Consider the following 20,459-nt stretch of genomic DNA (forward strand, 5'->3'; position numbering starts at 1 on the left):
TAAATATTACCTTCTTAATTATCCATAGTAAACGGTCGACTATTGCGCCAAATAAATAGACAACCTATCATACCACCTTTCCCCCTTGTAGAAATGGAATAGCACCTTTGCCAGATCCGCCTGGTAAGATTTGGAAGTAACCAAAAGGGTACATTCATGCTTGGTCGCATAGGACCAAAAATCACCTATCTTGCTAAAATTGAATTTTATAAAAGACGTTTCAGCCGTGTGGGAAGTGATGAGTTCGATAAGCTGCCGCTCTTCCACCAGCTTTGATTTAGGTATAAAGCTTGGCGATATGATCGTAACCTGACTGTCCTTGATAACATCAGAGAACAAATGGATGAAGTTTTTGATGATCTTAGCGGAATTACCTGTACCGTCATAATGAAACAGTATCCTGTTCATGGATATAACATGGTCAAAAAGCAACAGGGGTATATCGCAGGTATTTCTCTCCAGCATACGCGGCTTGTCCATCTCATGGAGCCATTCGAGGATCTGAGGAAGATAGGCCGTCACCAAAGTAGGATCAGCTAAAGGATCTGTCACAATAGGTGGAGGAGGTGGATTGTTAGTTATCAGCTCCACGGGGGCTTTCGAAAAACAGTGAAGCTGCAGCAGTGCCTCTGGTATCTCAAAATTCGCTAATGTTTTAGATTTCAGTTGCATAGATCTATTATTTATACAAACTTACCATCTATTTACTGCTGAAATAATGACATTTAAAGCATGAAAACCTGATTATCGTCAGGTTTTTGGATGGCAATAAACCAGTTAGGTTCATTGGTACTGGCCATTTGTGATTTACCCATTGAAAGGGTATGAAATATAAATCCGTCTGAGAAAGTCGATTCACAAGCGATATTTCCCCCGACGCCGTTGTCCGACACCTTCAGTGTCGAATGCAAACTGGACTTTAACCTTGCTATATACATTTGATGCCTTCAGCATCATATACCGCTATAGGAGCGACCTATCAGCTTATAGGGATGGTAAAAAGGGCTTTGCCAGGAAACTAAGACTGAACCATAAATTCCCGACTGTTGATAGAAAAATATTTAGAACATCAAACTGGTTCTAAAAGAATCGCATTGTATAGAAAGACATTATGAATTTTGAATGTGATATTTGATTCAATTTCGATTCTCCCCCCAACGCGGATGTTCGACACCTTCAGTGTCGAGGACTATCTGAAAATTATTACTAAACATGTGATGCCTTCAGCATCAAAATTTTGTTTTAAATGTAGGATAATAGCTTTCTTCTTGCTTATAGAAGCGATATGAATGGTTAGTAGGCCGATCCTAAAAGGATCGCAGTTTATAGAAAGATATTATGAATTTTGAACCGATCCTGAAAGGATCGTATGTGATGGTGATTGCAGCATTAAACTTCTCCCGCCACATTTATTCTATGCCACCATTTGTCAATGACTTATCTATAAATAGCTATGAATCTATGGTGCATTCAGCATTCTACTAACTATAAAAATCCGCCAGCTTAGCCAATCCAGCTTTATTCTGAACCACTATTTTCTTACCTTCAAAAGTGATCAGCTTATCTTTCTTAAATTCAGATAATAATCGGATCACTGTCTCTGTGGCTGTACCTACTAGGGCCGCTATTTCTTCCCGGGTAAGGACTATATCTATCTTTTGGCTTTTATCGCCTTCCACACCGTATCCATCACAAAGTTTTAACAGGGTGAAAGCCAGTCTTTCCCGGATGGTCTTTTGAGTAGCATCAGTGAGCTGCTCCTCCATTATGCCCAGTTCATGACAGATTGCTTTAGTCAGCCTTTGATGGAAATGCCTATCTTTGGATATCAGATCCAAAAATGTCTCCTTTGGTATAAAGCAGACATTGGCATCCTCCACTATGGTAGTAGTGCAGGAATAGGTCTCCTCTCCCAATAGGGCTGTATAACCCAGAAAATCTCCTTTTTTAGCCAACCTGATGATCTGTTCTTTACCGTTGGATGCTATTTTAAAAGTCTTGACCACACCGGAACTGACACAGAACACACCCATGGGTTTGGTACCTTCATAGTATAGGATCTGACCTTTTTTATGGGTGATCAGATTTTTAGTTTTAGTAAGGCTGCAAAGGTTTTCTTCTGAAAGTTCGGAAAACATAGAAAATTTCCTTGACAGACACTGTTCACATGGTGTGTTTCGCTCTTGCATATTCTGGTGTATTTTATAAGTACAAATAAAAGCACCCCTAGACAAAAAAAATATGACCTATATCAGGTTTCGAAACAATGTATAATTTATATGAATGATTCCAGATATTAATTTACTTCTTACCCACCAGAAACAACTCAAAATTAACTTTTATCTCGTCTTTTACTTTTACAGTACCTAAAAATTTAACAGGAGGATCTATCCCAAAATCGGTAAATTTAAAAGACTGGCTACCTACTATTTTTTTTGAATTTTCGCTTAAAGTGACCAGTTGACAGCTTACCGGAAAACGCTTCGTAACTCCCGCTATGGTAATATCCACCTTACCATAAAAAGCTTCTTTTTGTGAGGGATTTCTAGAACCTACTAATTCCAAAAAGCGGATCCTTATTTCAGGATATTCTTCTGCTTGGACGGTTTTGAGAAAATCTCTGGTCATGATGGGATTAAAGCAATCAAAATTATTCGCTTTCATCACAATATCACCAGCCCAGGACATATTACCTACCCCTACTTCATCATTTTGAATCAAGATATCCGTTCCTGAATAATCTATTAAGGCACAATTGTATTTATTTACATTCGTAGACCCCTCTATTTCAAGACGGCTATCTTCAGAGACTATCCACTTGATTTTATCTAAAGAAAATATTGGATCCATAAATAGGATACTCCATAAGATGAACAAAAAAGACATGGATGATGGAGGTTTAATTAAATAAGGTGCCGGAAATATCCCGGCACCATTTTATTATTTATTTGAATTTAGAAGCTTATCGCTGCCTCGATATTGAAACCATGGAATCTGGCACCGTTGTACTTACTTTGAGCGGCAAATCCATCGTACCTCTGGTCCACATATTCGAGCTTGGCAAGGATGTTTTTGGTCATAAACCAGCCACCACCGATATTTAACCTGCTGATATTTAACTCACCTGCAGTCTCATTCATTTTACCGGATACCTCGTTATACCTGCCGCCAAGATAGAATTGTTCAGTATTGCCAAATCTATATAGCAACTCACCGGCCAGTTGGGTAAAGGAACCGTTACCTTGTTCTTCACTATTATTGGCTACTTCGTAGATACCAAAGAACTCCAAACCTTTATATTTGATAAATGGGTTAATCTGGATGGCTGTAAGTTGACTGAATCTTGGATTAAATCTGCCTTCAAAATCAGTAGCGTCTCCCTCTAAAGTTCTCATGATGCCATAATACCTAGATCCAGCTCGGTCTCCACCATATAAAGAAGTACCGGTATTAAGGCCTTGATTTCGGTACATAGAACCGGTTAATCTTACTCTTAGGTCGTCAGTTAAGTAATTATCATATCCAATCTTTCCGAAGAAAGAAAGTCTGTTGTCAACATCAGGATTTACCACCACGTTTTGGTTTAATTTACCATTGGTGACACCTAGTACTACCAAAAACCCATCTTTCTGCACTGTAGCCTGTCCGAATCCTTCTGTAGTAAAAGCATCCATGATATAATTACCAATGAATGGGTTGTAAATAGCTCTTGCATTATCTGTTCTTCTATACACCGCATCACCGTATGCAAATTCATCCAAACCTACAGTAATGGTAGTGTACTGCATGATGCCTTCCAAGAACCCGGGAGCAATAAAGTCAAGTCTATCGATCTGTAAGTGTCCTCCTTTTACCCATGCTTCATTATGGTGTTTGGAAGACAGATAGGTTCTTAAGTGCATTTTCACACCACGGTGCAATTGCACATCCAGGTTAAGGTTAGCAGTAGGTAGGTTAAGATTGCTTTCCAAAATCGACAGATTACCCAGGTTATTGCTATGTCTGATACCCTGATATTGTAAAGCAAAGTCACCACCTACACGTACCCTTAGCCCTGTAAAGGGAACATCGGTATCTTTGGATGTTTCAAAAACATTGATACCATCTTTATTATTAGGTCTGTGGTACTGTAACTCCAGTGGATCGACTGTCTGTACTTCCACTTCAGTTTGCTGAACCACTACAGTCTGACCATAAACATTTGTATTGCCTCCAATAATAGCCAGTGCAGAAAAAAGGCCGGCTGCGAATAATGTATTAAGCGTTTTCATAATCTTAGAGATTGAATTGTAAAGGTGTTATTTAAATGTAGAATTAAAAGAAAGGGTTAGGTCATCTCCGGTTTTAATGGTATTGAATACAGCTGTAGGCGGAGAAATATTAAACTGGGTAAATTTTATATCTTGTTTTCCTGTAAACTGTACGGTTTCACCATTTACTTTATAATTCACTTCCATTGGGACATTTTTGGTAGTCCCTGCTACAGTAAGGTTTCCCTTTGCTTTGATAGTATTATCTGAGATAGAAAGGACTTCTGTCAGCTGGAAATGTATATTGGGATTATCTTTGGACTTTAATGCCTCATAAGCATTTTTATCCATTCCAGATTTACCACTCTTTAGCGTGGATACAGGCATGGTCAATTGTAATGATTTCAGTTCAGTGATCTTACCATTTTCCAATTTCATAGCGGCTTTACCCGTTTGACCTGAAGTAGAGACCATATCCCAGTCATGGATAGTAGAGGTACCGGCCACCTTTAGCTCACTTTTTCCGTCAAGGGTAAAATTTTGCTGGGCATGAAGCGTATGGCTTAGTATTACCAGTAAAGCGAAAGTGAAGATCCGGAAGGTTTGATGTATCGTTTTCATGTTTGTTCATTTAAGGGGTTCAGATTAGTTTCTTTCCTTATGATGATACAAAGCTATAGCAGGATGCTCTTCCCTATTATGACACGTGTTATGATAAAACATGATAGATGTCATGTATTTATCATTTAATACCATAAGATTAAAAGATATTGATATCTTTTTTAGTATTTAATCAACTCATTTGGTGATTATTACCTGCTGTGAATTTTCTTATGATTAACAAATAAAGGTTTGAATAAAAAAAATTTTTTTTTTTAGAAATTAATGTTATTTGATACTAGGGTATATGAGCTATTAAGCACATCCACCTTTTTGACTTTTCGGTAAATAATCTTAAATTATAAATGGATTCAACTAGACGAAGGTATGAAGTGGATGGTGATCATATTTTTGATATCATTTTTCCAGAAAGATCAGTACAGATCTGCCCGGGACAGGATGGTAAAAACCCAAATAGATGACAGGGGTATAAAAAATCCGCTCATATTGGAAGCCATGAGGAAGGTGCCCCGCCACCTACTGGTACCGCAAAATCAGCGCGGTAATGCCTATCTGGATCGACCACTAGCAATAGGTAATGGCCAAACGATATCCCAGCCTTATATAGTCGCCTATATGACCCATCTCCTCGAACCGATAAAAGGTATGAAAGTGTTGGAAATAGGAACTGGTTCTGGATATCAGGCCGCCGTATTGGCGGAGATAGTTTCTGAAGTTTACACTGTTGAGATAATAGAAAAGCTAGGGCGGCAGGCAGAAAGAGATCTTAAAAAAATCGGATATGAGAATATCCACGTAAAAATCGGGGACGGATATACCGGATGGGAGGAGCATGCACCCTTTGATGCCATACTGGTCACTGCAGCCGCTTCCCAAATCCCCCAACCGCTGATAGATCAGCTGAAGGTCGGTGGACGAATGATAATCCCGGTAGGACCACTAGCTAGCACCCAGAAACTGATAATGGTAGAGAAAACAAAGCATGAAATAAAGACAAAAGATCTCATGCCGGTAAGATTTGTACCTTTTACCAGAACCAAGTTATAGTATTATGTATTATTGGACATTGTAAATGAATATAAGCGATATGAATTAAAAAAGCTCATATTGATATGCACAAAATGATGAAAGTAAGTTTTTTTATAGATTTAAGTGTGTAAATGATAATTTTGTAAACCTCTACACATTATTAGTATCAATCTTAAAAAACTCACTTAGCATTGGCCACAAAAAAAATCAAAAGGGGGATTAAAAAGGTCCGCCACATCGTCTATAAAGAGACCAGTCACCAACCTATTGACAATCTCTGGGCATTTATAGGGTCCTTTATAGCCCTGAGTACTGTCGGCTTACTTCAGGATGTTTTTCATACAGAGGACTCAACAGATATACTTTTTCTTATAGGATCCTTTGGAGCTACATCCGTACTTTTGTTTGGTGCTACCAACAGCCCACTGGCCCAACCTAGAAACCTTTTTTTCGGCAATGTAATGTCCGCGGTCATAGGGGTGACGATGTACAAACTATTTCATTTTGAGGACTATCTCTGGCTCTCTCCCGCCCTGGCAGTATCTGTATCCATACTGGTCATGCAGTATACCAAGACCATGCACCCTCCCGGAGGCGCTACGGCACTGATAGCTAATATCGGATCTGCAGAAATCACCCATATGGGATTCTTCTATGTCATCAATCCGGTGCTGACAGGCACACTGATACTATTTATCATGGGAGTCCTGCTTAACAATCTGTCCAAGAACAGGATCTATCCTTATAAATCAGGAAAAATTCGGGAAATGACTTATTTGCAGAAGATTAAGTTTTGGAGAGGGTAGTCATTTCTCTTAAGATGTTTATCCTATTTTGGCAATCCCGATCTGGGGATTAAATAAATATTGAATTTTAATTTAATGAATAACTGGAGACCGGCTGTTATAGTGATTGAAATATAATGGTAAGGTAGTACCATGAAAATATAAAATACATTCATCATCCATCCAGAAATAACAGAGTAAGAAAATGCTTTGAAAGCTTGTTTTAAAGGTCTTAAAATTAAGTTCGAAGTTGGACTTGGAAGATATAGGGCAAGAATAATAGAGTTCCACCCTCATATATTAATCCCTTTTTTACAATACGGTCTGGCCCTATTCTTTTTTAGATATTCTCTAGTTTAAATTCCTAAAACCATGATAAACCATTAAAATAACCACTGTAGTATCAATAATAACTTTATATACTATTTTATTCTATAGGTGCCATGGAACTCTCTGATATGATGTTTATTCATCTCATCAACTATTTTTGCAGCTAAGATGTGATTTTTCAACATTTAAGTCCATCGACTATTTTACCAACCTGTCGCTTTGCATAACGTTTAGAAAGGCATGACTGCACTTATGGCACGTTCAATACTAGGCATATAGTTTAACTTGACCAGTGAAGCCCTAATTTGTTTTGGTAAATTAGGTTGTTGTCTTTTATATCCCTTCTCCTCTTTTGATCCCTGCCCAAAAATCTGTATTTTTAATTTTTACTAAAACGCGGCATCATCATGAAAGTAGCATTTTTCAGTTCAAAGTCTTATGACAAAGAATATTTCAACCTGCATAACCAAGAAGGGAAGCATGATCTTACCTTTTTTGAAGTATCCTTAAATCCTGACACGATAGAGTTGACCAATGGATATGAGGCTATCTGTGTGTTTGTGAATGATAAGGTAGATGCACAGGCGATCGAGAGACTGTCTGAAAACGGGGTGAAGATCATCGCCCTGCGCTGTGCCGGTTACAATAATATAGACCTGAAAGCGGCCCATGAAAAGGATATCAAGGTGGTCAGAGTACCTGCCTACTCCCCTGAAGCGGTGGCAGAGCATGCGGTGGCACTTATCATGACCCTCAACAGAAAAATCCATAAGGCCTTTAACAGGGTAAGGGAAGGCAATTTTTCCATAGAAAAACTCACCGGCTTCAATCTTTATAAAAAAACTGTTGGTGTAATAGGCACCGGTAAGATCGGAATTGCTTTTTGCAACATCATGCTCGGATTTGGCTGCAAAATAATAGCCTATGACCCTTATGAAGCAGATGGACTGAAAGAAAAAGGAATACAATATACATCCCTGGATGAACTGCTGGAAAAATCAGACATCATTTCCCTCCACTGTCCACTTACACCTAAAACCCAACACTTACTCAATAATGAGGCTTTTACCAAAATGAAAGAAGGGGTGATGATCATTAATACCAGCAGAGGTGCGTTGATCAAAACATCAGATGCTATCGAGGCCCTTAAGAAAAGAAAGATTGGGTATCTGGGAGTAGATGTCTATGAGGAAGAGGAAAAACTGTTTTTTAGGGACTTATCCGAATATCTGATCCAGGACGAGATTCTGTTGAGGCTGATCGGGTTCCCAAATGTGCTGATCACTGCCCATCAGGGTTTTCTGACCCAAGAAGCTTTGACTCAGATCTCTACTACTACGCTCAATAACATTACCAGTTTTGAGAAAGGAGAGCCATTGGAAAATGAAGTGAAATGGGAGAATCCTGACTGACATTTTATGTTTTGTGGACTTTACCATACTGTTATAAAATAACAGGAATTAGATTATATTTACCTTCATACCAATTTTAACATCCAGCTTCATATTGATAATTAAGGGCCATTTCTAAAAAGTGAAAAAGTCAGGGGCTTTCATTACAATATTTAACTTCATATAGAAAGTTTTACTTTCTGAAGTATGCGGTAAAAGATGTACCTGTACATTTGAGAACTGGCAATTACTAAAGTTTGGAATCAAACTAAAACCAACATCATACGAAGGGCTACATGATCAAAACCATTATCATTTTTTCCTCTGTGGAGGGACAGACAAAGAAAATCTGCTTATACATTAAAGATATTTTGATACAAAGCAACCACTTGGTTGACCTAGTCTCGGTCGATGATGTAACTTCAAACCTTGAGACCTATGAGAAGATTGTATTGGCGTCAAGTATCAGGTATGGAAAACACAATGAAAAATTAGATAAACTCATCCAGGATAACTCCGACCTTCTAAATATTAAAAAAACCGCTTTCATTTCTGTAAATTTAGTGGCCCGGAAATCTGAAAAAAGCAGAGCCGGTACCAATCCATATGTAGCTAAATTTCTCAAAAGCTTAACTTGGAAACCTACTATGGTTGGTGTTTTTGCGGGAAGGTTAAACTATAAGCTTTATGGCTTTATGGATCGGCTTATGATCATGCTGATCATGCTGATCACTAAAGGACCTACCAAATCTAATACGAATATTGAATACACCAGTTGGACTGATGTAAATATATTTGCAATCAAACTGGCTAAGCTATAGCAAATAATAACATCCTTAAATGGATGCTACTTGCTGTTCCCTCACATAATTAATTTATGCTCATAATTATTTTTAAATCAGTGATTCTTTTTTTTTAGCTCGTCCCTCTATTTTTATTGAATTTTCATTATGAGGCCTTGTGATATACAGTAGATATATAATACTAAATAGTACCATAACCGCCCCCAACTGATGAATAACTCCCAAGGTGATAGGCACTGCATATATTAATGTAAAAACGCCCAACAGGAACTGCACTATTACCAAAGCCATTAATACATTTCCAGCTATGAAAATGGAGGCAGTACTCTTTCTGGTTTTGACCCAAATGATGCTTACCATAACCAAAACTGCCACACCAAGTACACGGTGGATCAACTGCACTACACCATGGCTTTCTATAATGGCCATCCAGCCGTTCATCTGAAAAGCAATGCCAAGTTCTTCCGGTATCCATTGATAACCCATCTTTGGGAAGGTATTGTAAAGCAGGCCAGCCTTGAGGCCAGCCACAAATGCCCCGTATAGTATTTGAACACCTACAAGTACCAGCATGCCAATGCTCAACTGATGCAAAAGTTTACCTTGGTTTACTCTAGTCCCTCTGACTTCCAGTGCTACCCAAAATATATATGCAATCAGCGCTAGAGCAGTAATCAGGTGCGCAGCCAAGCGGTAGTGGCTCACATAGGGCAGGTCTACCAATCCGCTCATCACCATGTACCAGCCGAGCACTCCCTGAAAGAGTCCTCCCAGAAAGATGATGACCACCTGCTTTTTCAGCCTTGATGTAAATGCCCCTTTGGCCCAGAAATAAATGCACGGAAACAAAAAAACCAAGCCCACTATCCTTCCCAACAACCGGTGGAAATACTCCCAGAAATAGATCTGTTTGAATTCACTTAATCCAAAATGGGTGTTATAGACTTCATATTCGGGCGAACTCTGGTAGGCGCGGAACTCCTCCTGCCACGCTTCCTCGGTAAGTGGTGGGATTGCTCCTTTTATAGGCTCCCATTTTACCATAGAAAGTCCTGACTGCGTAAGGCGGGTAATCCCTCCCACCACCACCATGCAGGTCACCATCAGACAACCTATCATCAGCCAGTTATAGATAGCGCTTTGATATTGTTTTTTCATAGTACAGTAAACAGATTGCAAAGGTGGGGAAATCCTTTAATATAAAAACTGATTTAGATCAGTGAAAGTATAAGTGATTAAACAAAAGATTTGGCTAAATCCAATGTGGGTTGGCCGTAAATACAGTTAAAATTGAAGCAATTCAAGATAATATACAGTAAAAATAGCCCTATAAGACATTTCCTGCCCCTCCCCTAAGATCAATCATATTATAAACTGACTTCCGTCATGTTTTACTATTTCATAATAAGATAATTTTGTCTTATTATCTGAAATCATATAGACAGAGACATGAGCGGATTCAAGCAAAGTACAATAGAAAAAAAACCAAATGCTGGTGAGCAGGATACATGGTTAAAAGAGTGGAATCCTGAAGATGAAAAATTTTGGGAGAGCAAAGGCAAGGCAATAGCTTGGCGAACCCTTATCATCACCACCATTACGCTTACCTTATCATTCGCCACCTGGTTTATGATGAGTGCCATAGTCACCCGGCTTAATGGTATCGGCTTTAGCTTTACTTCCAATCAACTTTTCTGGTTAGCAGCCCTTCCAGGTCTTGCAGCTGGTACCCTAAGAATAGTGCATACGTTTCTGATCCCAATTTACGGTACCAGACATACGATTACCGTCTCTACCATAATTAAACTGATACCCGTGATTGGTATAGGGCTAGCCGTGATGAATCCCGGAACACCCTTCTGGGTTTTTGTGGTACTGGCATTGACAGCCGGTTTTGGAGGAGGTGACTTCTCATCTTATATGCCGTCTACCAATTTATTCTTTCCTGCTAGACTTAAAGGAGCCGCCCTTGGCATACAGGCCGGTATAGGTAATTTTGGTGTCAGCTTAGCTCAGTTTATGACTCCTGTAATGCTCGGTGTGGCCATCTATGGAGCACCACAGTTTTTTGCCAAAGTGAATCTGGACACTGGCGAGATGATAGAGCAAACCATATTTCTTCAAAGTGCTTCATTCTGGTATGCACCGCTGTTGATCATCATGGCGGTAGTTTGTTGGTATTTCCTAAGAAGCGTACCTGTAAAAGCAAGCTTTAAAGAGCAGCTGGATATATTCGGTGAAAAACATACCTGGTACTGTACCATCACCTATTTTATGACCTTTGGCACCTTTGCCGGCCTATCGGCTGCATTCCCCATGATGATCCATACCATCTATGGCAAATTTGAAAATGCTCCGGATGCGCTGGCTTTTGCTTTCTATGGCCCACTGATCGGTTCAGCTTCGCGGGTGCTCTTTGGATTTATTGCGGATAAGGTAGGTGGGGCAGTTCTTACCACTATCACCGGTATTGGATTATTCTGCGGTATAGTGATGATAATAGCTTTTGATCTGGTAAACCCTACTGGATTAGAACAATTCCCTTTATTTATCGGAGTTATGCTTTCATTGTTTTTCTTCACGGGAATAGGAAATGCATCAACTTTTCGCCAATTTCCAATCATATTTAAACATAACCCCCGTCAAGCTGCAGGGGTCATAGGCTGGACAGCAGCTATCGCTGCCTACGGACCTTTTATATTTTCAATGGCGATAGGTGCCTTCATCGGCGCAACCGGTCACGCTACTGGCTTCTTCTGGATACTTGGAGCCTTCATTATCCTGGCCACTTGGATTAATTGGTATTTCTACAACCGTAAAGGGGCTGAAAGACCTAGTTAAATTATCTCTATAAAACTACCACTATGTATAGACTAATTAAAACGCTTAATCGTACCGCTCTTATCAAAGCTATCATAGCTGCCCTGGCAGTAATCATCATAGTCTTTATAGGATCCAGAAATCTCCAACACTTTGACGCGGCACTGATCGCCTATCTCTTCGGGACAGTGTTTGCCGTATTCGGAGTGGCATACAGATATTCGGTTTGGGTCCAGAGACCGCCGACACGCCTCTACTGGAGACGTAGCTGGCAGTTTCTTTTGAGTAAGGATTTTGCCCAATATGCGTTTCATTCCACCAAATTGTTTTTCAGAAACATCATGCTCCAGCGTCATATCTACCCTAGGGGCAGGATGCGCTGGTGGGGACACTTTATGTTGGCCACAGGATGTCTGATCGCTTTTGCGGTGACCATTCCACTGACCTTTGGCTGGGTGCATTTCACACTGGAAGCAGGATCGGACACTACCTATACGGCTAATTTCTTTGGATTTCCGGTTAGTCAGTTTGAACTGGGATCACCTATCGCCTTTGCTACCTTTCACGCCTTGGTATGGTGCTCTGTACTGGTGACCATAGGTGCGGTGATCATGCTAAAGCGCAGACTGACCCATGGGGGCATGATCGCTACCCAAACATTTGAAGGGGACTGGTTACCCTTGATCCTATTGATCGCCATATCCATTACCGGATTGGGCATCTCCTATGATTATACATTCCTGCAGGGGCGTACCCACCAGTTCATGTCGGTGACGCATGCCATTACGGTAATCCTGTTTCTGATCTGGATGCCATTCGGTAAGTTCTTCCACATCTTCCAGAGACTGGCGCAGGTAGGCGCGAATATCTACAAAGTGGAAGGTACCAGAAGAGGCCTGGCTAAATGTCCACATACCCAGCAGGACTTTGCCTCTCAACTTCATGTAAATGATTTAAAAGATGTCACCAAAGATCTGGGTTTTGATTTCACACTGGAAGACGGAAGAAGTCATTTGGACTATTCCCCGGAAGGAAAAAGATCAGCCCTGGCCAAGGCCCATTTTCAGGCAAGAAAAGATGCAGGTCATTTCTTTGGATAAGCAATTATAAAAATTAAACATACTATGGCTAAGCTACCTACATCAGTAGAAAATATAATAGACAAACACGGTCCCCACAAAAACTTTACCCCAGTGGATGGGTACAAGGGAACGCATGAGCCGGACGCATTGGTAAAGACCCACTGCTGTTTTTGCGGGATGCAGTGCGGGATCCAGCTAAAGGTAAAGGAAAATAAAGTAGTAGGCTTTGAGCCCTGGATGGAGTTCCCTTTTAATGAAGGCAGGCTTTGCCCAAAAGGCGTGCAGCGCTATCTTCAAAACAACCACCCTGACCGTATTCTATCTCCTCTGCAAAGGGTGGAAGGAAAGGGCTTCGAACCAATCGGTTGGGATGCCGCTATGGATCGGACTGTCAATGAAATCAAGCGGATCCAAAGGGATTATGGCAATGACGCATTCGGAATGCTTTCAGGCGTATCCCTTACCAATGAGAAAAGTTATATGGTGGGCAAATTTGCCCGGGTGGCTTTAAAGACGGCCAACTTGGATTACAATGGCCGTCTGTGTATGGTAAGTGCCGGGGCAGGAAATAAGAAAGCTTTTGGTCTGGACAGGATTTCCAATAACTGGAGTGACCTGAAGCATGCCGAAGTCATCATCATCGCCGGAACCAACATCAGTGAAACCTTCCCTACCCTCACCCACTACATCTGGCAGGCAAGGGACAATGGAGCCAAGCTGATAGTAGTGGACCCAAGAGTCACTCCGATAGCTAGAACTGCTGATTTGCATCTTCCTATCAAACCGGGAACCGACTCCGCTTTGTTTGGAATGATATTGAAAATATTGGCAGATAATGACTGGCTGGACCATGACTTTATAGATAACCATACAAGTGGTTTTGAAGAGGCACTGGACGCTGTAAAAGATTATGATCTGGACTGGGCACAGGAAACCACAGGCATTAATAAAGATCTTATACTCCAGGCTGCCACCCTTTGGGGCAAGGCCAGCACCAGTTTTCTCCTCCACGCCCGTGGTATAGAGCACCATACCAAAGGGGTGGATAATGTCGTGAGCTGTATCAACATCGTACTGGCTACAGGTAGAATCGGCAGGCCATACTGCGGCTATGGTACCATCACCGGACAGGGCAATGGTCAGGGAGGAAGAGAGCACGGCCACAAATGTGACCAGCTGCCCGGTAACCGTGACATTACCAACCCTGAACACAGAAAATATATTGCCGATGTCTGGGGCATAGATGAAAAGGATATGCCTGGCAAAGGCCTTTCGGCTTATGAACTGATCGAAGCCATCCATAGAGGTGAAATCAAAGGACTCATCACCATCTGCTTCAATCCACTGGTATCACTTCCCAACAATAACTTTGTACGGGAAGCATTGGAAAAACTGGAGTATTATGTGGCCATAGACTTTTTCCTCAATGAAACTGCCCGACATGCTGATGTGATCATGGCAGGATCCCTTCACGAGGAAGAGGAAGGAACTGTCACCACCGCCGAAGGCCGGGTAGTAAAAATAAATGCCGCCGTCACGCCACCTGACAATGCGAGAAGAGACGGAGACATCATCATGGAGCTGGCCCATAGACTGGGTGCCGGAGATAAATTTAATTTCGAGAACAGCGAAGCTATATTCAATGAATTAAGAGTAGCATCAAAAGGAGGCACTGCCGACTACTATGGAATTACCTATGAAAAAATAGTAAATAACATGGGCATATTCTGGCCATGTCCATCTCTGGATCATCCGGGCACGCCAAGGCTTTGGGAAGATAAAAAATTTAGGACCCCGGATGGCAAAGCCCATTTCAACGCTGCGCCTTTCAGACCATCTTCAGAAGTGGTGGACAAGGAATATCCAGTTGTATTGACTACTGGCCGAGTGGTTTCCCAATACCTAAGTGGTACCCAGACCAGAAGAATAGGGAAACTGGTGGACCAATACCCAGAGCCACTATTGGAAATCCATCCCAAACTGGCTTATCAGTACGGGATCAAAGAAAGAGAATTAGTAAAAGTGATTACCAGAAGAGGAGAAGCGCTTTTTCCTGCCCAGCTGGTAGAGACCATCAGGGAGGATACAGTCTTTATCCCCTACCACTGGGGAGGGGTACATTCTGCCAACCAACTGACGATCGGAACCTTGGATCCTGTCTCCAAGATACCAGAATTCAAGGTCTGTGCCTGTAAGCTTGACCCTACGGGAAAACTGGCTCCGCATCCATCCGAATCCAATGCATATCAAAGTAACTAACCCAAAACCACCATATTATGCCAAATACAAAATATGATCAGCAGATGGAATTTTTCGTGGACATGCAGCGATGTATAGGCTGCCATGCCTGCGAGATGGCCTGCGCTGAATGTGAGACCAACGGTCAGGAAAGTATGATCCACATTCACTATGTAGACAGAGCAGTGACTACCCAGACCACGGTACAGGTCTGTATGCACTGCGAAGACCCTGCTTGTGCCAATGTCTGTCCTGCGGATGCCATCTCAAAAGATGATTTTGGAGTAGTGCATACCGCAAATACGGCTAGATGTATAGGCTGTTCCAACTGTGTACTTGCCTGTCCTTTTGGGGTGCCACAGAAAAATGAGGCGGCCGAACTTATGATGAAGTGCAATATGTGCTATGACAGGACCAGCGCCGGCAAAAAACCGATGTGTGCTACGGTATGTCCTACACAGGCCTTATTCTACGGCACCAGAGAGGAAATCCAGAAAATGAGACCCAATAGTACCCCTGTCAATAAGTTCTTCTTCGGCATGCAGGAAGTGAACACCAAGGTAAATATCATGATGCCAAAAGGCAGCACCCATTTAAAAGTACATTAAAAATCCAGTAAGATGGCTGAAGATAAAAACAAACAAATCCCGGATTGGAAGAGGGATTTCCCTATCGATCAAGAAGAGTCTACCCACGTTTCCAGAAGAGAATTCGCCAAATTCCTTGGCCTGTTTTCAGGTGCATTGGCACTGGGCAATGGTGCTATCGTGCTTAACAGCTGGGCATTTCCGGAAAAGGATCTCGAGGGCGAACATTTTATATGCGATGAAAATGAAGTGCCTGTAGGAGGCATGAAACAATTCGAAATAAGGGGAACCAAAGAGATACCCTATATCCTTATACACCTGGAGGAAGGAGAATGGCGTGCCTTTGAGCAGAAGTGTACCCATCTAGCCTGTGCGGTAAGATATCGGGCGGATATACAGCAGATCGAATGTCCCTGTCACAAGGGCTATTTCGATCCCAGAACAGGTGTAGTGATACAGGGACCTCCTCCCCGCCCACTTCCTCAGCTGGAAGTAAAGGTGGCGGATGGAAAAGTATATGTCAAATCATTTAAAGATACCCCATATACCTCATGAGCGACTTTAGATCTTCACAGAACGAAGCACACCCAAATAAATCAAACACATTGATGACTGGTATTATCCTGATACTGATCCTCGTGATAAGCATTCAGGTATGGTTTCTTTACAGTGCTTTGAATAATGCCTTGGACGATAATTTCGATATAGCAGTAGCTACTTTCCTTGGTTCTCTTGTATTAGCTTTGGTTTCATTCTGGATTTTGCGATATTTACCTGATCCACGACAGCCAAAAGTAAAAAAGTCAACCTATAATGCTTATAGACCAACACAAAAGAGTTCATAATTACTTAAGGATCTCCCTTACGGACAGCTGTAACTTCAGGTGCCAGTACTGTATGCCGGATGAGAACATACAGTGCATGCCTAACTCACACCTGATGAATCCGGATGAGATCGAATCACTGGCCAAGACCTTTGTGGAGCTTGGAGTGGATAAGATCCGTCTGACCGGGGGTGAACCTATGGTGAGAAAAGAATTTGTGGACATCATCCGTAGGTTGGCCAAGCTGCCGGTAGAACTTACCCTTACCACCAATGGGGTACTGGTGCATAAGCATATTGACCTGTTTAAAGAAGTAGGTATCAGATCTGTCAATGTAAGTCTGGACACACTCAATCCTGAAGTTTTTCATCAAATCACCAAAAGGAACCAGTTCCAGCAGGTATGGGATAATATCCTGTTATTACTGAAAAATGACTTCAGGGTAAAAATCAATGTGGTGGCGATCACAGGAATGATAGAAAATGAGCTAGCGGATTTTGTCAAGGTGACCAAAGATTTGCCTCTTCATATCAGGTTTATAGAATTTATGCCTTTTGCCGGCAATCACTGGAAGACCGATCAGGTGCTTACCGCACGGCAGATGCTGGAGCTGGTGGAGAAGGAGTTTGACATTGTCAAACTGAAGGATGCGCCACATGACACGGCCAAGAAATATAAGGCAGTTGGACATCAGGGCACCTTTGCCTTTATCACGACTATGAGTGAACACTTCTGCGGTGACTGTAACCGGATGAGGCTGACTGCTGATGGCAAGATGAAAAACTGCCTGTTCGGCAAAGATGAAATGGATCTTTTGGGTACCTTGAGAAAAGGTGAGCCAGTGGTACCTCTTATAGAGAAATCTATCTATATCAAACATGCCATATTGGGCGGACAGTTTACAAAAGATTATAACCAGGCCGACGTGGACAAAATAAAAAATAGAAGCATGATTAAAATAGGAGGTTAACATGATCTCGGTAAAAGAAGCAAAAAAGATACTTTCGACAAATATCCCTCAAAGTCCCACCCATAAGGTTTCATTGGAAAACTCGGTGGGATTTATTCTTGCAGCAGATATCCATTCCCCTATAGAAGTCCCCCTTTTTGACAATTCCGCCATGGACGGCTATGCCCTTTCGATTACTGACCCAAAGGGATTTTGGGAAGTCACCCATACCATCCAGGCCGGCGAAACCAATCTGCCGGTAATAGCGGAAAATAAAGCTGCGCGAATTTTTACCGGCGCCCCCATACCCAAAGGTACTGATACAGTCATTCAGCAGGAGGTAATCAATAGAGAAGGTGAACGTATTACATTCGATCTAGAGGGATTTACCAAAGGTCAAAACATCAGACTTAAGGGTAGCCAAAACAAAGTCGGTGACTTACTGGTCCAAAGTGGCAGCCTCATCACACCGGGAACCATCGGTTTATTAGCATCTGTGGGAATAGCAGAAGTGGAAATATACAAAGCACCCTCGGTAGCGATTATCATTACAGGTAATGAAATAAAGGATGTGGGGACAGCACTTAAATTCGGAGAAATCTATAACAGCAACGGCCCTGTTTTGAATGCATACCTATCGACACTGGGCATCAAGGAAATCAAAACTTATAAAGCAGCCGATGATCCTGAGGCCCTAAAGTCCACTATTGAAGAGGCCTTGGCCGGATATGATGTGGTCTTATTTTCTGGAGGCATATCGGTGGGCGATTATGATTTTGTAAAAAAAGGACTGGAAAAGGCAGGAGTGAAAGAGCTTTTTTATAAAATCAGACAGCGTCCCGGTAAACCCTTATTTGCAGGAATGAAAGATGAGAAGCTTATCTTTGCCCTGCCGGGAAATCCTGCTTCTGTAATGACCTGCTTTAACCAATATGTGAAGCCCAGCCTACTGCAGCTGCTTGGCCATACCTATCCCTGGCAGCCTACCGCCAGACTTACCTTGAGCCATAATTTCAGTAAAAAAGGGGGGTTAACCTTTTTTATGAAAGCACTAATGAAAGATAATGAAGTGAGCACGCTCACCGGTCAGGAGTCTTTTAACCAATTGTCTTTTGGTGTTTCCAACTGCTTTGCCGAGTTTCCGGAAGATACAGAAGAAGTAGCCGCCGGCACCGTGGTGGACGTATACGCATGGTAACTTTGGACTTTATAGAAGGTGCCTGGATGTACCTGTTTTTTCTAATGCCGATGGCGGCATTTTTATATGCTTCTGTAGGCCATGGTGGTGCCAGCAGTTACCTGATGTTTTTGGCCCTATTTAACTTCGCACCGGAACAGATACGGCCAACGGCTTTGATCATCAATTTATTTGTATCCTTTTTTGCATATATTTCCTATAGGAAGACCTGTAATTTCCCCACGAAACTTTTTCTGTCACTTATTATATTTTCAGTGCCCGCCGCATATTTGGGCGGAACTATTCTGGTAGATACTGCCCTCTATAAAAAGATACTTGGTATATTGTTGTTCTTTCCTATTATCCGCTTCCTGAATCTATTTCCAGTGGCAGAGAAAAGGGTAGATCAGGAAGTATGGATGGCACCTGTATTGGGACTGATCATAGGATTCTTCTCCGGACTGATCGGTATTGGCGGGGGGATAATCCTCTCCCCTATCCTCCTTATGCTTGGGTGGACCAATATGAAGGAGACAGCAGCATTGAGCGCGCTCTTTATATTTCTGAATTCAGTTTCAGGCTATATAGGATCGGCAGCGTATAGTACACCTATAGATTTACAGCTATGGCTACTGATGCCACTCACCCTGATCGGCGGCATGGCAGGTGCCTACTATGGAGCCCGAAAGTTTAATGTGCACGTAGTGAAATACCTGCTGACCACCGTATTGTTAATAGCATCAGTAAAATTAATTTTAGCATAATGGAACATAATATAGCGACTTATATATTGGCCGGCGGGAAAAGTAGAAGGATGGGCACAGACAAAGGGCTCATCCATCTAAACGAAAAGCCTATGGTAAGTTATATGTTAAACCTGTGCGAGGAAATAGGATATTCTCCCATACTCGTAGCAAATGAAGAAGAATATACTGCTCTGGGATATCCCGTTATCAAAGATCTGATACCTGATTTGGGGCCAATGGGCGGCCTACATACAGCACTGGAACATAATGAGGCCACCTATGTATTGTTGTTTAGCTGTGACATGCCTTTTATTCCCAAAGAAGCTATATTCAAATTAGTAGAAGCTGCTAAAGGCCAATCTATCATCGTTTCAGAATTTATGAAAGATATAAATCCTCTTTTTGCCCTCTATCATACACATCTGAAACAGCAGGTCAAAAATAATATTACAAATGGTCAATTGAAAATGAAGGATTTCATAATCCATTCTGAACATGTGAAAATAGATATGGAAGACCTTGTACTCCACACACCGCTGCACTTCTCAAATATTAATACTCCTGAAGATTTAGAAAAAAGTAGAAAATTATGGGAAAAATAAAAGTCAGAGCTTTCGGTATGATAGCAGAAAAACTGCCATCCAATGAACTGGAACTGGAAAATATAGCCAATACGGACCAATTGCTCGGCTACCTATACCAGCAATATCCAGCACTGAAGCATACAAAGTTTTCAATAGCGGTAAACCGCAAACAGGTTCATGGAAATGAGCTGATATTACCTGAAAGTGAAGTAGCCCTATTACCTCCATTTTCAGGAGGTTAAT

The 20,459-nt window shown here is 41.6% G+C and carries 22 protein-coding genes; 15 read left to right on the plus strand and 7 right to left on the minus strand.

Annotated elements, in window-relative coordinates:
* Positions 1 to 39: 39 nt before the first annotated feature.
* The 6 genes from EL17_RS01015 to EL17_RS01035 form a co-directional block, all read right to left on the minus strand.
* A complete protein-coding gene (locus tag EL17_RS01015) occupies positions 40 to 672 on the minus strand; it encodes a hypothetical protein (protein WP_035068796.1) in 633 nt (210 codons plus the stop codon).
* 53 nt (positions 673 to 725) lie between these two features.
* Positions 726 to 911: a hypothetical protein gene (locus tag EL17_RS23370; RefSeq protein WP_164674887.1), complete on the minus strand. Its 186-nt coding sequence runs from the start codon at positions 909 to 911 to the stop codon at positions 726 to 728.
* A gap of 570 nt (positions 912 to 1,481) precedes the next feature.
* Entirely contained in the window at positions 1,482 to 2,189 is a 708-nt protein-coding gene (locus EL17_RS01020; RefSeq protein WP_035068798.1) for a Crp/Fnr family transcriptional regulator, read from the minus strand.
* Positions 2,190 to 2,301: 112 nt separating this feature from the next.
* Complete coding sequence (locus EL17_RS01025; protein WP_035068800.1) at positions 2,302 to 2,886, minus strand: YceI family protein; 585 nt, start codon at positions 2,884 to 2,886, stop codon at positions 2,302 to 2,304.
* 68 nt (positions 2,887 to 2,954) lie between these two features.
* A complete protein-coding gene (locus tag EL17_RS01030) occupies positions 2,955 to 4,271 on the minus strand; it encodes a hypothetical protein (protein ID WP_035068803.1) in 1,317 nt (438 codons plus the stop codon).
* A gap of 27 nt (positions 4,272 to 4,298) precedes the next feature.
* Positions 4,299 to 4,871, minus strand: coding sequence for a YceI family protein (locus tag EL17_RS01035; protein ID WP_051719688.1), 573 nt, complete (start codon positions 4,869 to 4,871; stop codon positions 4,299 to 4,301).
* A gap of 366 nt (positions 4,872 to 5,237) precedes the next feature.
* Between EL17_RS01035 and EL17_RS01040 the strand changes: the two genes are divergently transcribed.
* The 4 genes from EL17_RS01040 to hemG all read left to right on the plus strand — a co-directional run bounded on the left by EL17_RS01040 (position 5,238) and on the right by hemG (position 9,227).
* On the plus strand, positions 5,238 to 5,918 hold the full coding sequence (locus tag EL17_RS01040; RefSeq protein ID WP_035068805.1) for a protein-L-isoaspartate(D-aspartate) O-methyltransferase: 681 nt from the start codon (positions 5,238 to 5,240) through the stop codon (positions 5,916 to 5,918).
* A gap of 173 nt (positions 5,919 to 6,091) precedes the next feature.
* Entirely contained in the window at positions 6,092 to 6,706 is a 615-nt protein-coding gene (locus EL17_RS01045) for an HPP family protein (protein WP_035068807.1), read from the plus strand.
* Between the two features lie 716 nt (positions 6,707 to 7,422).
* Positions 7,423 to 8,427, plus strand: a complete 1,005-nt coding sequence (locus EL17_RS01050; RefSeq protein WP_035068810.1) for a 2-hydroxyacid dehydrogenase — start codon at positions 7,423 to 7,425, stop codon at positions 8,425 to 8,427.
* A 275-nt stretch (positions 8,428 to 8,702) separates the two neighbouring features.
* The gene (gene hemG, locus EL17_RS01055) at positions 8,703 to 9,227 is read left to right on the plus strand and encodes a menaquinone-dependent protoporphyrinogen IX dehydrogenase (protein WP_035068812.1); all 525 of its coding nucleotides are present in this window, start codon (positions 8,703 to 8,705) and stop codon (positions 9,225 to 9,227) included.
* 72 nt (positions 9,228 to 9,299) lie between these two features.
* On the opposite strand, the gene EL17_RS01060 is transcribed toward hemG, so the two are convergent.
* Entirely contained in the window at positions 9,300 to 10,367 is a 1,068-nt protein-coding gene (locus EL17_RS01060; RefSeq protein WP_051719689.1) for a COX15/CtaA family protein, read from the minus strand.
* 291 nt (positions 10,368 to 10,658) lie between these two features.
* Here EL17_RS01060 and EL17_RS01065 point away from each other — a divergent pair, with 291 nt between their 5' ends.
* Genes EL17_RS01065 through EL17_RS01115 form a run of 11 tightly spaced genes read left to right on the plus strand, consistent with a single transcriptional unit; the run spans position 10,659 to position 20,458 of the window.
* The gene (locus EL17_RS01065) at positions 10,659 to 12,050 is read left to right on the plus strand and encodes an MFS transporter (protein ID WP_051719690.1); all 1,392 of its coding nucleotides are present in this window, start codon (positions 10,659 to 10,661) and stop codon (positions 12,048 to 12,050) included.
* Between the two features lie 23 nt (positions 12,051 to 12,073).
* Positions 12,074 to 13,129 (plus strand): hypothetical protein, encoded by a 1,056-nt coding sequence (locus EL17_RS01070; RefSeq protein WP_035068816.1) that lies wholly within the window; start codon positions 12,074 to 12,076, stop codon positions 13,127 to 13,129.
* Between the two features lie 24 nt (positions 13,130 to 13,153).
* Complete coding sequence (locus EL17_RS01075) at positions 13,154 to 15,370, plus strand: molybdopterin oxidoreductase family protein (RefSeq protein WP_035068819.1); 2,217 nt, start codon at positions 13,154 to 13,156, stop codon at positions 15,368 to 15,370.
* A gap of 17 nt (positions 15,371 to 15,387) precedes the next feature.
* On the plus strand, positions 15,388 to 15,957 hold the full coding sequence (locus tag EL17_RS01080) for a 4Fe-4S dicluster domain-containing protein (protein ID WP_035068821.1): 570 nt from the start codon (positions 15,388 to 15,390) through the stop codon (positions 15,955 to 15,957).
* Positions 15,958 to 15,969: 12 nt separating this feature from the next.
* The gene (locus EL17_RS01085; RefSeq protein ID WP_035068824.1) at positions 15,970 to 16,491 is read left to right on the plus strand and encodes a QcrA and Rieske domain-containing protein; all 522 of its coding nucleotides are present in this window, start codon (positions 15,970 to 15,972) and stop codon (positions 16,489 to 16,491) included.
* The gene (locus tag EL17_RS01090) at positions 16,488 to 16,781 is read left to right on the plus strand and encodes a DUF6755 family protein (RefSeq protein ID WP_035068826.1); all 294 of its coding nucleotides are present in this window, start codon (positions 16,488 to 16,490) and stop codon (positions 16,779 to 16,781) included. The genes EL17_RS01085 and EL17_RS01090 overlap by 4 nt, the downstream gene beginning before the upstream one ends.
* Positions 16,750 to 17,730: a GTP 3',8-cyclase MoaA gene (gene moaA, locus EL17_RS01095; RefSeq protein ID WP_035068829.1), complete on the plus strand. Its 981-nt coding sequence runs from the start codon at positions 16,750 to 16,752 to the stop codon at positions 17,728 to 17,730. The genes EL17_RS01090 and moaA overlap by 32 nt, the downstream gene beginning before the upstream one ends.
* Position 17,731: 1 nt before the next feature.
* A complete protein-coding gene (locus EL17_RS01100) occupies positions 17,732 to 18,907 on the plus strand; it encodes a molybdopterin molybdotransferase MoeA (protein ID WP_035068831.1) in 1,176 nt (391 codons plus the stop codon).
* Positions 18,901 to 19,650 carry a sulfite exporter TauE/SafE family protein gene (locus EL17_RS01105; RefSeq protein WP_240485904.1) on the plus strand — a complete coding sequence of 250 codons (750 nt, stop codon included), beginning with the start codon at positions 18,901 to 18,903 and terminating at the stop codon, positions 19,648 to 19,650. Before EL17_RS01100 ends, EL17_RS01105 begins: the two co-directional genes overlap by 7 nt.
* Positions 19,650 to 20,234: a molybdenum cofactor guanylyltransferase gene (gene mobA / locus EL17_RS01110; RefSeq protein WP_035068834.1), complete on the plus strand. Its 585-nt coding sequence runs from the start codon at positions 19,650 to 19,652 to the stop codon at positions 20,232 to 20,234. Before EL17_RS01105 ends, mobA begins: the two co-directional genes overlap by 1 nt.
* Positions 20,222 to 20,458, plus strand: coding sequence for a MoaD/ThiS family protein (locus EL17_RS01115; protein WP_035068836.1), 237 nt, complete (start codon positions 20,222 to 20,224; stop codon positions 20,456 to 20,458). The genes mobA and EL17_RS01115 overlap by 13 nt, the downstream gene beginning before the upstream one ends.
* The last annotated feature ends 1 nt before the right edge of the window (position 20,459 follow it).

The sequence above is a fragment of the Anditalea andensis genome, assembly GCF_000714815.1.
Classification (GTDB): Bacteria; Bacteroidota; Bacteroidia; order Cytophagales; family Cyclobacteriaceae; genus Anditalea; species Anditalea andensis.

Bases quoted from the DNA above. Each gene is read 5' to 3' on its own strand.
- EL17_RS01015 (WP_035068796.1), bottom strand. From the start codon at position 672: ATGCAACTGAAATCTAAAACATTAGCGAATTTTGAGATACCAGAGGCA.
- EL17_RS01040 (WP_035068805.1), top strand. From the start codon at position 5,238: ATGAAGTGGATGGTGATCATATTTTTGATATCATTTTTCCAGAAAGAT.
- EL17_RS01025 (WP_035068800.1), bottom strand. From the start codon at position 2,886: ATGTCTTTTTTGTTCATCTTATGGAGTATCCTATTTATGGATCCAATA.
- moaA (WP_035068829.1), top strand. From the start codon at position 16,750: ATGCTTATAGACCAACACAAAAGAGTTCATAATTACTTAAGGATCTCC.
- EL17_RS01065 (WP_051719690.1), top strand. From the start codon at position 10,659: ATGAGCGGATTCAAGCAAAGTACAATAGAAAAAAAACCAAATGCTGGT.
- EL17_RS01100 (WP_035068831.1), top strand. From the start codon at position 17,732: ATGATCTCGGTAAAAGAAGCAAAAAAGATACTTTCGACAAATATCCCT.
- EL17_RS01090 (WP_035068826.1), top strand. From the start codon at position 16,488: ATGAGCGACTTTAGATCTTCACAGAACGAAGCACACCCAAATAAATCA.
- EL17_RS01080 (WP_035068821.1), top strand. From the start codon at position 15,388: ATGCCAAATACAAAATATGATCAGCAGATGGAATTTTTCGTGGACATG.
- EL17_RS01035 (WP_051719688.1), bottom strand. From the start codon at position 4,871: ATGAAAACGATACATCAAACCTTCCGGATCTTCACTTTCGCTTTACTG.
- EL17_RS01070 (WP_035068816.1), top strand. From the start codon at position 12,074: ATGTATAGACTAATTAAAACGCTTAATCGTACCGCTCTTATCAAAGCT.
- EL17_RS01030 (WP_035068803.1), bottom strand. From the start codon at position 4,271: ATGAAAACGCTTAATACATTATTCGCAGCCGGCCTTTTTTCTGCACTG.
- EL17_RS01085 (WP_035068824.1), top strand. From the start codon at position 15,970: ATGGCTGAAGATAAAAACAAACAAATCCCGGATTGGAAGAGGGATTTC.
- EL17_RS01020 (WP_035068798.1), bottom strand. From the start codon at position 2,189: ATGCAAGAGCGAAACACACCATGTGAACAGTGTCTGTCAAGGAAATTT.
- EL17_RS01105 (WP_240485904.1), top strand. From the start codon at position 18,901: ATGGTAACTTTGGACTTTATAGAAGGTGCCTGGATGTACCTGTTTTTT.
- EL17_RS01075 (WP_035068819.1), top strand. From the start codon at position 13,154: ATGGCTAAGCTACCTACATCAGTAGAAAATATAATAGACAAACACGGT.
- EL17_RS01050 (WP_035068810.1), top strand. From the start codon at position 7,423: ATGAAAGTAGCATTTTTCAGTTCAAAGTCTTATGACAAAGAATATTTC.
- hemG (WP_035068812.1), top strand. From the start codon at position 8,703: ATGATCAAAACCATTATCATTTTTTCCTCTGTGGAGGGACAGACAAAG.
- EL17_RS01060 (WP_051719689.1), bottom strand. From the start codon at position 10,367: ATGAAAAAACAATATCAAAGCGCTATCTATAACTGGCTGATGATAGGT.
- EL17_RS01115 (WP_035068836.1), top strand. From the start codon at position 20,222: ATGGGAAAAATAAAAGTCAGAGCTTTCGGTATGATAGCAGAAAAACTG.
- mobA (WP_035068834.1), top strand. From the start codon at position 19,650: ATGGAACATAATATAGCGACTTATATATTGGCCGGCGGGAAAAGTAGA.